12 protein-coding genes are annotated in these 13,699 nt (G+C 57.0%); all 12 read left to right on the top strand.

Annotated elements, in window-relative coordinates; all coding sequences use genetic code 11:
* Positions 1–699 precede the first annotated feature (699 nt).
* The 12 genes from AB3N39_RS12185 to AB3N39_RS12130 all read left to right on the top strand — a co-directional run bounded on the left by AB3N39_RS12185 (position 700) and on the right by AB3N39_RS12130 (position 13,676).
* Positions 700–1,194 (top strand): SH3 domain-containing protein, encoded by a 495-nt coding sequence (locus tag AB3N39_RS12185; protein ID WP_111964770.1) that lies wholly within the window; start codon positions 700–702, stop codon positions 1,192–1,194.
* Positions 1,195–1,217: 23 nt separating this feature from the next.
* Positions 1,218–1,721 carry a type VI secretion system lipoprotein TssJ gene (gene tssJ, locus AB3N39_RS12180; RefSeq protein WP_133294656.1) on the top strand — a complete coding sequence of 168 codons (504 nt, stop codon included), beginning with the start codon at positions 1,218–1,220 and terminating at the stop codon, positions 1,719–1,721.
* Positions 1,722–1,749: 28 nt separating this feature from the next.
* Entirely contained in the window at positions 1,750–3,093 is a 1,344-nt protein-coding gene (gene tssK, locus AB3N39_RS12175) for a type VI secretion system baseplate subunit TssK (RefSeq protein ID WP_367896758.1), read from the top strand.
* 17 nt (positions 3,094–3,110) lie between these two features.
* Positions 3,111–4,349 carry a DotU family type VI secretion system protein gene (locus tag AB3N39_RS12170; RefSeq protein ID WP_115875529.1) on the top strand — a complete coding sequence of 413 codons (1,239 nt, stop codon included), beginning with the start codon at positions 3,111–3,113 and terminating at the stop codon, positions 4,347–4,349.
* 3 nt (positions 4,350–4,352) lie between these two features.
* Complete coding sequence (gene tssM, locus AB3N39_RS12165; RefSeq protein WP_367896757.1) at positions 4,353–7,973, top strand: type VI secretion system membrane subunit TssM; 3,621 nt, start codon at positions 4,353–4,355, stop codon at positions 7,971–7,973.
* A gap of 16 nt (positions 7,974–7,989) precedes the next feature.
* The gene (gene tagF, locus AB3N39_RS12160) at positions 7,990–8,706 is read left to right on the top strand and encodes a type VI secretion system-associated protein TagF (RefSeq protein ID WP_029740102.1); all 717 of its coding nucleotides are present in this window, start codon (positions 7,990–7,992) and stop codon (positions 8,704–8,706) included.
* An 11-nt stretch (positions 8,707–8,717) separates the two neighbouring features.
* Positions 8,718–9,734: a type VI secretion system protein TssA gene (gene tssA / locus AB3N39_RS12155; protein WP_133294652.1), complete on the top strand. Its 1,017-nt coding sequence runs from the start codon at positions 8,718–8,720 to the stop codon at positions 9,732–9,734.
* A gap of 75 nt (positions 9,735–9,809) precedes the next feature.
* Entirely contained in the window at positions 9,810–10,334 is a 525-nt protein-coding gene (gene tssB, locus AB3N39_RS12150) for a type VI secretion system contractile sheath small subunit (RefSeq protein WP_008502644.1), read from the top strand.
* Between the two features lie 3 nt (positions 10,335–10,337).
* A complete protein-coding gene (gene tssC, locus AB3N39_RS12145; protein WP_014884232.1) occupies positions 10,338–11,837 on the top strand; it encodes a type VI secretion system contractile sheath large subunit in 1,500 nt (499 codons plus the stop codon).
* A 359-nt stretch (positions 11,838–12,196) separates the two neighbouring features.
* Positions 12,197–12,679, top strand: a complete 483-nt coding sequence (locus AB3N39_RS12140) for a type VI secretion system tube protein Hcp (protein ID WP_008502640.1) — start codon at positions 12,197–12,199, stop codon at positions 12,677–12,679.
* 56 nt (positions 12,680–12,735) lie between these two features.
* A complete protein-coding gene (locus tag AB3N39_RS12135) occupies positions 12,736–13,278 on the top strand; it encodes a hypothetical protein (RefSeq protein WP_021240381.1) in 543 nt (180 codons plus the stop codon).
* Positions 13,269–13,676 carry a putative T6SS immunity periplasmic lipoprotein gene (locus tag AB3N39_RS12130; RefSeq protein WP_111964764.1) on the top strand — a complete coding sequence of 136 codons (408 nt, stop codon included), beginning with the start codon at positions 13,269–13,271 and terminating at the stop codon, positions 13,674–13,676. The genes AB3N39_RS12135 and AB3N39_RS12130 overlap by 10 nt, the downstream gene beginning before the upstream one ends.
* The last annotated feature ends 23 nt before the right edge of the window (positions 13,677–13,699 follow it).

The following is a 13,699-nucleotide window of genomic DNA, read 5'->3' as shown; positions in this document are numbered from 1 at the left end:
CAATAAAAAACATTCACAGCTGGCGGGCTATCGCGAGCATTTTCGGCTGCTATAAGGTCAGGAAAGTTAACTCAGGCTTAATGATTAATAGATAAAATTTAGGCCTGACGGGATAATTGCCATAACGAGAAATATAAAGTTATTTTTAGGCGTGAAATTAACGCCCTGCAACATAAGTGAAATAGTCACATTCAAGTCTTAGAGTCCGATCGATATTAAAGATACTCTGTTAGTGCAACAAATAATTCATCGTTGATATATTCTGCTGACCTCATCAATACGCAAATTCTACTAATTATGGTAGTGGCGATAATAGCTGTATTGCGTTAATGAAAGTATTTCTATTTTATATTTTTGCTATATAAAACATTAGGTTGCAGTGTATTTTGGTAGGGAAATAAGAGAGTTTGGGCTATGTCGGGTTTTTTCATAGGATTAATCCTATAATTTTCCGACTGCTTCATTTAGCAACAGTTACGCAACGGTAAATATTGAATTGAGGCAAAGCTCATGTAAACTTGCTTACCGTTTGTCAAAATATGTCAGGAAGACGCTGGGCCTTATTCTGAAGGGCTCGTGCGGTAGCTATCCCCTTAAAATAGTAACGCCCCGAAAATATCCTGGCTATTTTAACAATAGCACTTAAGTCAAACTTCACCCTCTTATCTTCATCATCGAAATATCGCTACGGAAAAGCATATGAAAATGCGCGTACTGTTTTCACTTCTGTTTGTAATGGCGGTGGCGGGCTGTAAAGCGCCGCAGAAACCTGTGATCAACGACGATACGATCGAGACCAGTCAGGTCAACGGCGTCACCTTAACCCACCGTCACGCTGTTACCCCGCCGGCGGAGTTCACGCCGGTCAACGAGCCGTATCGTGCTATGTATCCGGCCTCTCTGATGAGCCGTCCTGACTTCGGCGGTAAAGTTATCCGCACTCTTGATACCGGAAAAACGTACGTGGTGCTGGGTCAGGTTGAACACTACTGGATGGCGCTTGCCGATGAAGGTAACGAGCAGCTGATTGGTTACGTCCCGATGCGCGCCGTGATCAAGGCCGACCTGTACGACGCCGCCGTGCGTAAACAGGCTATTCGTCCGAAGACGCGTAAAAAAGCGACCTGTGTCGATGTCGATGGTAACAGCAAAGCCTGCAAAGACAGCGCTAACGGTACCTGGATCCTGAACTAAACGGCTTTCATGAGCGCATTTTTATGAATAATAAAAATTTTCATAAGCTGTGGTTATTCTTTTACGCGGTGATTTTCGCGTTGATCGGTGGTTGTTCGTCGTCTTCACACAGCGACCCCTCCCGCTACAATCTGCAGTTTCAGGCTCATCCACAAATCAATGAATCTGCGCCGCTTAAGGTTCGGGTGCTGTTGCTGAAATCCGATGCGGATTTCATGTCCAGCGACTTCTACTCCCTGCAGAACAACGCGTCAGCCACGCTTGGCGCGAATCTGCTGAACAGCGATGTGTTCTTCCTGATGCCGGGACAGCTGTCAAAAACTCTCAGCGGGCAAAGCTCGCCGGAGGCTCGCTACATCGGCGTGATGGCGGAGTATCAGGTGCTGGATGGCAAAAAATGGCGCGTTTCACTTCCTCTGCCCGTGCCTGGCGAAAATCATATCTACCAGTTCTGGAAATGGTCCGCAGATGAACTCCAGGCCAACGTTTTTCTCGACGTGAACGGCATTCGGGTCATCAGCCAGTAACGCGCTTCAAAACAGGAAATACATCATCATGACGAAAGCAGAAAAGGTCGTCTGGACCGAAGGCATGTTCCTGCGTCCACACCATTTTCAGCGGACTGAAAGCTATCTGCTCAACCATGTTCGTGAATGGGGCGCGCTGCAGCGATCGTATCTCTGGGGCTTTCTTGACGTTGAACTGGATGAAGCGATGCTTCGTCAGGGATGCATAGCCCTGAGCTACTGCAGTGGGTTGCTGCCGGACGGCACCTTTTTCCAGGTCCGTAACGGGCGCAACGGCCCTGTACCGCTGAAAATTCCTGACAATCTCACTAACGAAAAGGTGGTGCTCGCGCTGCCGGTTCGTCGTGGCGAGAGAGAAGAGGTGATTTTCAGCGAAGAGCCTGCCTCGCTGGCGCGCTTTATCGCGTTCGAGCAAGAGGTGGAAGACGACAACGCCATGTCGGTGGGAGATGCCACCGTTCAGTTTGGCCGCCTGCGTCTGACCCTGATGCTGGAAAAAGACCTCACGGCAGAATGGACCGCCATCGGCGTGGCGTTTGTGACGGAGAAACGTAACGACAACCACGTGCGGCTCGACAACAGCTACATCCCGCCGATGCTCAATGCCAACAACAGCCCGCAGATCTACAGCATGATCAACGATCTGCACGGCTTGCTGGTACAGCGCAGCCAGCAAATTGGCGGTCGTTTGCGCCAGCCCGGTCGCTTTAATACCTCTGAACTGATTGAGTTCACGCTGCTGTCGCTGGTTAACCGTCATCTGGGCGAGGTGTCTCATTTAAAAACCCTCCCGCTGCTGCATCCGGAAACGCTCTGGCGCAGCTGGCTGCCGTTTGCGACCGAACTTGCCACCTGGACGTCGCAGCGGACCGCCGAAAGCGAGCTGCCGATTTACGATCATGACGATCTGGCAAACTGCTTCAGCAAGCTGATGCTGATGCTGCGTCAGGGGCTGTCGCTGGTGATGGAAGACCACGCGATTCAGATCCCGCTTAACGAGCGCTCTCACGGCCTCAACATCGCCACGGTGCCTGAAACCAGCATGGTGCGTGAGTTCGGCTTCGTGCTGGCGGTAAAAGCCAACGTGCCGGGCGAACACCTGCAAACCCATTTCCCGGCGCAGATGAAGGTCGCACCGGTGTCGAAAATCCGCGATCTGGTTCAGCTTCAGCTGCCGGGCATTATGCTGCGGGCCATGCCGGTCGCGCCGCCGCAGATCCCGTGGCATGCCGGCTACAGCTACTTCGAGCTCGAGAAGGGCAGCGAGCTGTGGCACGAGATGGATAAGTCCGGCGCATTCGCCCTGCACCTTGCAGGGGAGTTCCCGGGGCTGGATATGGAGTTTTGGGCCATCCGTAGCCCGACAGAATAATAAAGCGAGCGCTTAATATGCAGGAACGACAGGACACCGGCAGCGATGCCGCGTTTACCGGGGCCAGTAGCAACAATCAGCTGGTGGCGGCCGCCAATCCGCTGCTCAATGCGATTCCGCAGATCCGTCATTCGGTCTCCCATGACGATCAGGTGGCGTTACGCCAGCGCCTGATCGATGAAATTCGCCGTTTTGAAGTCCGCTGCCAGCAGGCAGGGCTCCCCTACGAAGTGATCGTCGGGGCACGTTACTGCCTGTGTACGGCGCTCGACGAGGCCGCCGCGCTCACCCCCTGGGGCAGCAGCGGCGTCTGGTCCAGCAACGGTCTGCTGGTGACGTTCCATAACGAAACCTGGGGCGGCGAGAAGTTCTTCCAGCTGCTGGCGCGCCTGTCGCAGAACCCGCGCGAGCACATTCTGCTGCTGGAGATGATCAACTACTGCCTGCTGCTGGGCTTCGAGGGACGCTATCGGGTTCTGGATAACGGCCGCACCCAGCTTGAGACCATCAAGCAGCGGCTGTGGCAGATGATCCGCGGCGTGCGCGGCAGCTATCCGCCGCCGCTTTCTCCCCATCCGGAAGATCGTCCCGTGCTGCGTAAGCTCTGGCGGCCGATGGTTCCTCTGTGGGCCTGCGTGGCGCTGGCCGGGTTTATCGCCTGTCTCTTCTATATCGTGCTTAACTGGCGTCTTGGCGACAGCACCAACCCGGTGCTGGCGAAGATTTACCAGTCCCAGCTGCCGGAAACCACTATTCAGCAACCGGCCCGTCAGCTACCGGCGGTGCTTAACCTTCGCGGCTTCCTGAAACCGGAGATCGAGGCTGGCCTCGTCGCGGTGAAAGACGAAGCGGATCGCAGCGTCGTTATCCTGAAAGGCGACGGGCTGTTTGCCTCTGCCTCGACCGTCGTGCGCGACCGCTATGAACCGGTCATCAGCCGCATTGCGCAGGCGATGAATAACGTCAGCGGCAAAATTCTGGTGGTGGGCTACAGCGACAACGTGCCGATCCGCAGCGCGCGCTTTGCCTCCAACTATGAACTCTCTCTGGAACGCGCCCGCTCGGTACAAAAAATGCTGCAGGGAAGCCTCTCTCAGCCTGGCCGCGTGAAAGCGGAAGGGCGGGGCGAGATTAACCCGGTGGCGCCAAACACGACGCCTGAAAACCGCGCCCGAAACCGCCGTGTGGAAATTACTCTGCTGGTGTCGCCTGAAAACACTCAGGCCGAGCTGAACGGATTGCCGCAAGGAAACTAAGGAATGCTGACTACACTTCTTTCCATTTTGACCAACCGCATTCTGTGGAGCTTCCTCGGCGTAACGGCGCTGGCGGCGGTGATCTGGATGATTGGTCCTCTGTTGTCCATCGTGGACACCCGACCGCTTGAATCTGAACAGAACCGTATTATCAGCATTGCCGTGGTCTATCTGCTCTGGGCGCAGGGCCACATTCTGCCGCGCCTGTACAATGCCTGGCTGAACCGCAAGCTGATGGACAAGCTCAAGGAGAATACCGCCAGCCCGGAAGCAGCGGATCCGCAGAAGCGACTGAACAACGAGGAGCAGATCCTCGCCAGCCGCTTTGATGAAGCCGCGCAGATGCTTAAAAAAGCGCACTTCAGCAAAGCGGGCCAGGGCGCCCAGTGGACGCAGCGCTTCAGCACGCAATATCTCTATCAGCTGCCGTGGTACGTCATTATCGGCGCGCCGGGATCCGGTAAAACCACGGCGCTGGTCAACTCCGGGCTGCAGTTCCCGCTGGCCGACCGCTTCGGTAAGACCGCGCTGCGGGGTATTGGCGGCACGCGTAACTGCGACTGGTGGTTCACCAACGAGGCCGTGCTGCTGGACACCGCGGGTCGTTATACCACCCAGGAGAGCGAGCAGGCGCAGGATGCCGGTGAGTGGCTGCAGTTCATGGGGTTACTGCGCAAGTACCGTCGCCGCCAGCCGATTAACGGCGTCATCGTCACGATCAGCATTTCGGACCTGCTGACCCAGTCTGCCGAGGCGTCCCGCCAGCAGGCGGTGAACCTGCGCCAGCGCCTGTCCGAGCTGCATGAACAGCTGGGTATCCGCTTCCCGGTCTACGTGATGGTGACCAAGGCCGACCTGCTTAAAGGCTTCCGCGCCTGGTTTGCCGACTACGATAAAGCGCAGCGCGACCAGATCTGGGGCTTTACGCTGCCGTGGGAGCAAACCAAACACGCCGATTACGACCTGATGGGCAACTTCCAGCAGGAGTTTTCTCTGCTGCAGCAGCGCCTCGATGCCGGGCTGCCGGAAACCATGCTGAAAGAGCATGACGCGAAAACTCGCGCAGAAGCGTATCTCTTCCCGCAGGAGTTCGCCGCGCTGCGTCCGCTGCTGGCGGACTACCTGAGCACCGTCTTCGCCCGCTCCAACTTCGAAACCGAGTTCTCTCCGCGCGGGATCTACTTCGCCAGCGGGACGCAGGAAGGCATGCCGTTCGACCGCGTGATGGGCGAACTGAACCGCGCGCTGTCGCTGCCGGAAGGGGGAGAGGCGGATAACTGGGATTCAGTCAGCAAAGAAGCGCCAATCCCGGGCGCAAAAGGCCAGAGTTTCTTCATTAAGAACCTGCTGCAAAACGTCATCTTCCAGGAAGCCGGGATCGCAGGCGAAAACCGCTGGTGGGAGCTGCGCAACCGGGCGGTGATATGGTCCGGCTACGCGGCGCTGCTGGCCCTGCTGGTGATCCTGGGCGGTCTGTGGCTGACCAGCTATGCCAAAAACAAGGCCTACCTGGAAGAGGTGGATGCGAAGGTGCCGCTGCTGGACCAGCAGAGCAAAGCCTTACAGAACCAGACCCAGCGTGACCTGTTCGATCTGCTGCCGCTGCTGAACGGTCTGGTTGACCTGCCGAAAAGCGACGCGTTTGATGTCAACGATCCGCCGGTATCCCGCCGTATGGGACTCTATCGCGGGGATGACGTCAGCGACGCCTCGCAGTCGCTGTATCAGAAAGCGCTGGATCAGATGCTGCTCCCTGCCGTTGCCATGCACATCACCACCTGGCTTCGTAACGACAACGGCAGCGATGTGGAATACAGCTATGAAGCGCTGAAAGCCTATCAGATGCTCTATCAGCCAAAGCACTACGACGGTAAATTCCTGCATTCGTGGGTGATGCTCAACCTGCAGCGGAATCTGCCGCAGAACGTCACGAAGGCGCAGCTGCAGCAGCTTGAATGGCACCTGACGCAGCTGCTGGAGCCGAAAATTCAGGCCTCGCCGTACGCGCAGGACGAATCGCTGGTTGCCCGCGAAAGGGCGATGATCGGCCAGCAGCCGCTCTCCACGCGGGTGTACGGTCGTCTCAAGCGCCTGCTGGAGCATGATGAAAACCTGAAGCCGGTTTCCCTTTCTGACCTGGGCGGGCCGCAGAGCGAGCTGGTATTTTCCCGCAAAAGCGGCAAGCCGGTCAGCGAAGGCGTACCGGGGCTCTATACGCCGGACGGCTACTGGAAAAGCTTTAACGGCCAGATTGACAGCGTAACCACCGCTCTGCACGAGGACGACGCCTGGGTGCTGGGGGCCGCGACGGCGCAGGAGGATAAACAGCAGATCGACAACGCCGTGCGCCAGCTCTACATGCGCGACTTTATCGCAAACTGGGATCGCTTCCTCGCCGACATTCAGCTGAACAACAGCGCCGATCTTTCCCAGCGCATCAACACCGCGCGCCTGCTCTCCGGCGCCAATTCGCCGCTGCGCCGTCTGGTGCAGAACCTGAGCCAGGTCCTGACGCTCTCACGCGATACGCCAGCGCCGGAAGATGCGGGTAAAGCGCAGGCGCAAAGCAACCGCGCCACCCGCACGCTGGAAGCGCTGTTCAGTAATAATGACAATGCGCCGACGCAGGCCGCCGCGGTTACCCAGGCGCCGGAGCAGCTGGTGAACGACCACTACGCGCCGATGATTGAGCTGGCCCAGCCGCTGGAGAAGGGCGGGAAGACCATCGTGTTTGACGATTTTCTCAAGCAGGTGGATGAGCTGTATCGCTACCTGACCGCCGTTCAGGATGCGGCCAACAGCGGCATGCCGGCGCCGGGCGGGGAGGCGATCAGCCGCCTGCAGGCCAGCGCCGGTCGTCTGCCGGGCGGGCTGCAAACCATGTTCAGCAACATGGCTGTGGGCGCCAGCAGCGATACCCAGCGTCGTGACCTGGAAAACGTACGGAAGCGTATTAACGTTGAAGTGGGCGGGTTCTGCCGCCAGGCAATTGCCGGTCGCTACCCGCTGGTGCGCAGCGCCAGCACCGAGGTCACCCCTGACGATCTCGCGCGCATGTTTGCACCGGGGACCGGGCTGATGGATACCTTCTTTCGCGATAACCTGACCAGCAAAGTGGACACCACCCAGGCAAACTGGCGCTTTATGCCGGGCATCGACGGTAAAACGCTGCCGGGCAGTGAAGGGTTGCTGAGACCGTTCCAGCAGGCCCAGTCGATTCGCGACGCCTTCTTTGCTAACGGCGCAACCACGCCGTCCTTTAAGGTGACGGTTCGCACCGTGCGAATGGATAACTCCATTCTGAACCTGACGCTGGACGTTGACGGCCAGCTGCTGCGCTACAGCCACGGCCCGCAGGCCGTGCAGATCATGAACTGGCCGGGGCCGGGCGGCACCAACCAGGTGCGCATGCAGCTGGGGCTGACGAACGGCAGCACGGCGACGCTGGTGACCAACGGTTCCTGGGCGCTGAACCGCTTCTTTGATAAAGCGAGCACCAGCCCGGGGGCGGGTAGCCTGAGCCGTCAGGCCACCTTCAACGTCGACGGACATCAGGTCACGCTGGAGTTTGCGCCAAACAGCATTCGTAACCCGTTCCAGCTTCCCCGTTTCTCATGCCCATAACCGCAAGGACAGCCGTATGACGAATACCCCTGCGATGAACCGCTACAGCTGGTATGGCAAGTTACCCAGCGCCGGAGATTTTTTGCAGCGTCGCTTTCCTGACACTTTACAGCGCCAGTGGTCACACTGGTTCCAGGTCGGCCTGCTGGCCTGGCAGCAGGAAGAGCAGCGCAGCGGCGAGCGCCAGTTTCAGAAAGCGCCAGTCTGGAATTTTGTGGTACCGCCCATGCTGGGCAGCCAGATGATCCAGATGGGCTGTCTGCTGCCCGGCCGCGACAGCGTTGGCCGACAGTATCCTGTTTGCCTTCAGCTGAGCTTCGCGCCGTCCGAATGGTCGACCAGCCTGCTCAGCCAGGCCGAAAGCTGGTATCAGCAGATTGGGCGCCTGGGGCTGCACGCGGTGCGCAACAGTTTTTCCGCCTCGCAGCTCGACGAAATGCTGATGACCATTCCGGCGCCGCAGCCGGTCGAGCCGCAAAAGCGTTCCGACATACTTGATGTGATTGGCTATGACGAGGACGGCCAGAGCACGCTGGGCTGGCCTCAGGCGGCTGAATGTTTTGATCCTCTGCGTCAGACCAGCTACTGGTGGACCAACCGCTGCGACGGCTACCCGCTGTACACCCACGTGCACAGCGGTAACTTTACCGGGCAGCTTTTCACCCTGCTGTTCGACCCGGCAGGGGGCGCTCGTCCGGGCCGTCACGGTCTCTATCCGCCTATGTTTGAATAAGCAGGGATCTCATGAATATCGAAGAATTTCTCGCGCCAATAAGTCCCGAAAAACCCTGTGGCGAAAACCTGGAGTACGACGCCGACTTCCAGAGCATGAATCAGGCAAGTCTTGGGAAAGCGGAACAGCAGTTTGGCGACACCATTATTCCGGCAGAACCAGCTGACTGGAACACGGTGGAAAAATACGCCACCAGCCTGCTGACCCGCACCAAGGATCTTCGCGTCCTGCTGGCGTTAACCCATGCCTGGACCCGCCGTCGCGGGCTTGCGGGCTACGCGGACGGATTACTGCTGGTGCAGGAGGCGATCGCCCGTTACTGGGAGACGCTCTATCCGCTGCTGGAAGAGTATGGCGAAACCGACCCGTTCTACCGCATTAACGCCCTGGCAGGGCTGAGCGATAAGTCCGACCTCACCATCGCCGTGCGTAACGCCTCGCTGCTGCGTTCAAACGGCGATGAAATTTCGCTCCGGGATGCTCAGGCCCTGCTGGACGGCAGTAAAACCGAATGCCCGGACTATCCCGGCGGGCGTCCACGGCTGATTGACGAGCTGGCCCGCGGCGACCAGCCGGGGACCGCAGCGGTTATCGTCATCAACGAACGGCTGCTGGCCATTCGCGAGCTGCTCACCGGGCATCTCGGTGAAAGCGGCGTGCCCGAGATGGAGCAGCTGCTTAAAACCGTCGGACTGGTAGCAAGCGCGTGTCAGGTAACCGACATCAGCAAGCTGCTGCCGAACCGTGAGGCGCATGCAGAACCACAGGCAGAGCAGCCGTCGTCGGCAGCGCAGCCCGCTCAGCCGGTCACCGACTGGCGCAGCGTGCAGGTCACCAGCCGCGCCGACGCGCAGCTGATGCTGGAAAAAGCAAAACAGTATTTTGCGCAGTACGAACCGAGCCACCCCGCACCGCTGATGATTGAACGGGTGCAGCGGCTGTCAGAACTCAACTTTATGGACATTATTCGCGACCTGGCGCCAGACGGCGTTAACCAACTTGAAAACATCTTTGGGCGCCGCGAATAACGCGTCCAGGCATTATGACGACAGGCATGGAGCCTGCCGTTTCACCTTCACCGCGCATCTTTGATGGAGAACATCATGGCAATGAGTAACAGTGGGCAGAAATTCATCGCACGTAACCGTGCCCCCCGCGTGCAGATCGAGTACGACGTAGAGATCTACGGTGCAGAACGTAAGATTCAGCTGCCGTTTGTGATGGGCGTCATGGCCGATCTGGTCGGCAAACCGGTTGAAAACCTGCCGGCCGTCGACGAGCGTAAATTCCTCGAAATCGACATCGACAACTTTGACGAACGCATGAAGGCGCTTAAGCCGCGCGTGGCGTTCCAGGTGGATAACACCCTGACCGGCGAAGGTAAGCTCAACGTAGATCTTACCTTCGACAGCATGGACGACTTCCTGCCGGATGCGGTGGCCCGCAAGGTTGAGCCGCTGAACAAGCTGCTGGAAGCGCGTACCCAGCTTTCCAACCTGCTGACCTATATGGACGGTAAAAACGGTGCGGAAGAGCTGATCGCAAAAATTCTGCAGGATCCGACGCTGCTCAAATCCCTGAGCCAGTTGCCGAAAAATGACGAAAGCGCGAAAGGTAGCGAGGAATAATCGATGAGCAACCAGACTCAACAACACGAGCAGCAGGCGGGTCAGGCGTTCAGCCAGGATGAATTCAGCGCGCTGCTGAACAAAGAGTTCCGCCCGAAAACCGACCAGGCGCGTTCCGCTGTAGAAAGCGCGGTCAAAACCCTGGCGCAGCAGGCGCTGGAAAATACCGTCACCTTCTCGAACGATACCTACCGTACCATTCAGAACCTGATTGCCGGTATCGACGAGCAGCTTTCGCAGCAGGTAAACCAGATCATTCACCACGAAGAGTTTCAGAAGCTGGAGAGCGCCTGGCGCGGTCTGAGCTACCTGGTGAACAACACTGAAACTGACGAGATGCTGAAGATCCGCTTTATGAGCATCTCCAAGCAGGAGCTGGGCCGCACCCTGAAGCGCTTCAAGGGCGTGGGCTGGGACCAGAGCCCGATCTTCAAAAAAATCTACGAGCAGGAGTACGGTCAGTTCGGCGGCGAGCCGTTTGGCTGCATCGTCGGCGACTATTACTTCGACCACAGCCCGCAGGACGTTGAGCTGCTGGGGGAAATGGCGCGCATCGGCTCTGCGGCGCACTGTCCGTTTATCACCGGTACCGCACCGGGCGTGATGCAGATGGAGTCCTGGCAGGAGCTGGCTAACCCGCGCGACCTGACCAAGATCTTCCAGAACACCGAATACGCCGCCTGGCGTTCGCTGCGTGAATCCGAAGATGCCCGCTATCTGGGTCTGGTGATGCCGCGCTTCCTGTCGCGCCTGCCGTACGGCATTCGCACCAACCCGGTCGACAGCTTTGACTTTGAAGAGCAGACCGACGGCGCGAACCACAACAGCTACTCGTGGGCGAACGCAGCGTATGCGATGGCCGCCAACATCAACCGCTCCTTCAAAGAGTACGGCTGGTGCACCTCGATTCGCGGCGTGGAGTCCGGCGGGGCGGTGGAAAATCTGCCGTGCCACACCTTCCCGAGCGATGACGGCGGCGTGGACATGAAGTGCCCAACCGAGATCGCCATCAGCGATCGTCGTGAAGCTGAGCTTGCGAAAAACGGCTTTATGCCGCTGGTTCACCGCAAAAACTCCGACTTTGCCGCCTTCATCGGCGCGCAGTCCCTGCAGAAACCGGCGGAGTACCACGACCCGGATGCCACCGCCAACGCGCGTCTGGCCTCTCGTCTGCCGTACCTGTTCGCCTGCTGCCGCTTTGCCCACTACCTGAAGTGCATCGTCCGCGACAAAATCGGCTCCTTCCGCGAGCGCGAAGAGATGGAGCGCTGGCTGAACGACTGGGTGATGAACTACGTCGACGGTGACCCGGCTAACTCCTCCCAGGAGACCAAGTCCCGTAAACCGCTGGCGGCTGCGGAAGTGCAGGTGCAGGAGATTGAGGATAACCCGGGCTACTACGCCGCGAAGTTCTTCCTGCGCCCACACTACCAGCTGGAAGGTCTGACCGTTTCTCTGCGTCTGGTATCTAAACTGCCGTCGCTGAAGACGAAAGACGCGTAAGAGCAACATGCGTTTTGTGAGTTTCTCCCGGCGGCGCCACGCTTGCACGGGCCTACGATGAAACGTGCAACCCATTGATATTTTTCTCAATGTAGGCCGGGTAAGCACAGCGCCACCCGGCAAGAAAGACGGCTAAGTTGTTAATGCCGTCCTTAACAAGTTCCAGAATAACGCACGGTAATAATGACTTCACATTCGTTCCGTTATTGCGGGGGAATGTAAGACTGTCAAATGACACGGGTCATTTGATATGAGGCAGAGGTAAAATATGGACGGTTTTATTCAGCCCCATGCTTTCCTGTTTGCCATATAAGTGCTTTTTCGAAAGCAATATTGTTCATCCACGAAGAGTAGATATTATGGCTATTGATATGTTTCTGAAGGTCGAGGGTGTTACGGGCGAATCTAAAGATTCTAACCACACCGGCTGGACTGATATTACCTCCTTCTCCTGGGGCGCTTCCCAGCCAGGTAATATGAGCGTTGGCGGTGGCGGCGGTGCCGGTAAAGTTAACTTTAACGACCTGCACGTTAACGCGCTGATCGACAAATCCACCACCGCTATCCTGAAACACTGCGCCAGCGGTAAACACCTGACCAAAGTTGAGCTGTCCGTCTGTAAAGCCGGCGGCCAGCAGGTGGAATACTCCCGCATCACGCTGGAAGATGTGCTGGTCACCTCTGTTCAGTACACCGGTGCAGACAACGGCGATACCGTTGGTGTGACCTATGCGTTCCAGGCTGCGAAAGTGAAACAGCAGTACTGGGAGCAGACCACGTCTGGTGGTAAGGGTGCTGAAAGCAGCGCTGGCTGGAACATCAAAGAAAACAAAGAAGCGTAATTGCGTATGTGGCCGGGGAGTTTCCCCGGTCATTATCAACCGGGAAGGAAGATAGCATGGCAAGTTTGCAGGAAGGAGGCGCCCGTCCTCTCACCATTGGCGAAATAGCACTGGCGCGCTCGGTTTTTGGTGACGCAATAAAGTATTCAGAAGTTAAAGTCCATAATAAAAGCTATTTGCCGTTTAATATGCAGTCGACAGATGTCGCGATGACCCCCAATGGTGAGCTCTATTTTCGCGAGCCGCATTATCGGGATGACTTTTCAATAGAGGTTCCGCGATATAAACACTGGTTTATTCACGAAATGGTGCATGTATTGCAGCATCAGATTGGAATGAATGTTCGAACCCGAGGCGCATTCAGTTGGGCAGCAAGTTATAATTATTCTCTGCCCCCCGATAAAAAACTATCGGACTTTGGTATGGAGCAGCAGGCTTCTATCATTTCTGATTTTTATTATTTGATAAATTACGGTCTGGGTGATTTCCGAAACATTGCAGGTTTTGAGGGAATTATCGGGCCCGACCTGAAGGATAAATACCTGCAGGTATTATCGTTGTTTATTCAAAATCCTAAAGACCGGCGGGTATGGTTATGAAACAGTTACTCAGTGTTGTAGCAATTGCATTAACGGTGAGTGCCTGTGTATCTCATCCTGCACAATATCAGTCGCTTTCGGTTACGCTAAAGAACAACGAACCCTGCTTTGCTATTCCCGCTAACTCCGGGTTAGACGCGCCTGTCACCAGCCATTCGCCCACCATAATGAAACGCGCGGGAAATGAGTGGAAAGCGGTATCGCCGCCGTCAACGTTTAGCCCTGAAGTGACGTTAACGACCCAACAGTGTCACCAGTGGCAGGGGATTGCGTGGCAAGCCGGAGAATATGATGTTGCTCTGAAAGTGTCAGGGAAAAACGATTCTGTTCGCTATGCTGCCCGCTTCACCTTACAGGAAGGTCCTTCAGGCCAGTTTAAGCTTACGCAGACTGAATAGAATGTGTTAACCCCAAACGCCGC

The organism is Enterobacter vonholyi (assembly GCF_040834095.1).
Classification (GTDB): domain Bacteria; phylum Pseudomonadota; class Gammaproteobacteria; order Enterobacterales; family Enterobacteriaceae; genus Enterobacter; species Enterobacter vonholyi.
This window is presented reverse-complemented; position numbering and strand designations above follow the sequence as displayed.

Excerpts from the sequence above, each read along its gene's own strand:
- tssC (WP_014884232.1), top strand. The coding sequence starts at position 10,338 with ATGAGCAACCAGACTCAACAACACGAGCAGCAGGCGGGTCAGGCGTTC.
- tssM (WP_367896757.1), top strand. The coding sequence starts at position 4,353 with ATGCTGACTACACTTCTTTCCATTTTGACCAACCGCATTCTGTGGAGC.
- AB3N39_RS12130 (WP_111964764.1), top strand. The coding sequence starts at position 13,269 with ATGGTTATGAAACAGTTACTCAGTGTTGTAGCAATTGCATTAACGGTG.
- AB3N39_RS12170 (WP_115875529.1), top strand. The coding sequence starts at position 3,111 with ATGCAGGAACGACAGGACACCGGCAGCGATGCCGCGTTTACCGGGGCC.
- tagF (WP_029740102.1), top strand. The coding sequence starts at position 7,990 with ATGACGAATACCCCTGCGATGAACCGCTACAGCTGGTATGGCAAGTTA.
- tssJ (WP_133294656.1), top strand. The coding sequence starts at position 1,218 with ATGAATAATAAAAATTTTCATAAGCTGTGGTTATTCTTTTACGCGGTG.
- tssA (WP_133294652.1), top strand. The coding sequence starts at position 8,718 with ATGAATATCGAAGAATTTCTCGCGCCAATAAGTCCCGAAAAACCCTGT.
- AB3N39_RS12185 (WP_111964770.1), top strand. The coding sequence starts at position 700 with ATGAAAATGCGCGTACTGTTTTCACTTCTGTTTGTAATGGCGGTGGCG.
- AB3N39_RS12140 (WP_008502640.1), top strand. The coding sequence starts at position 12,197 with ATGGCTATTGATATGTTTCTGAAGGTCGAGGGTGTTACGGGCGAATCT.
- tssK (WP_367896758.1), top strand. The coding sequence starts at position 1,750 with ATGACGAAAGCAGAAAAGGTCGTCTGGACCGAAGGCATGTTCCTGCGT.
- AB3N39_RS12135 (WP_021240381.1), top strand. The coding sequence starts at position 12,736 with ATGGCAAGTTTGCAGGAAGGAGGCGCCCGTCCTCTCACCATTGGCGAA.
- tssB (WP_008502644.1), top strand. The coding sequence starts at position 9,810 with ATGGCAATGAGTAACAGTGGGCAGAAATTCATCGCACGTAACCGTGCC.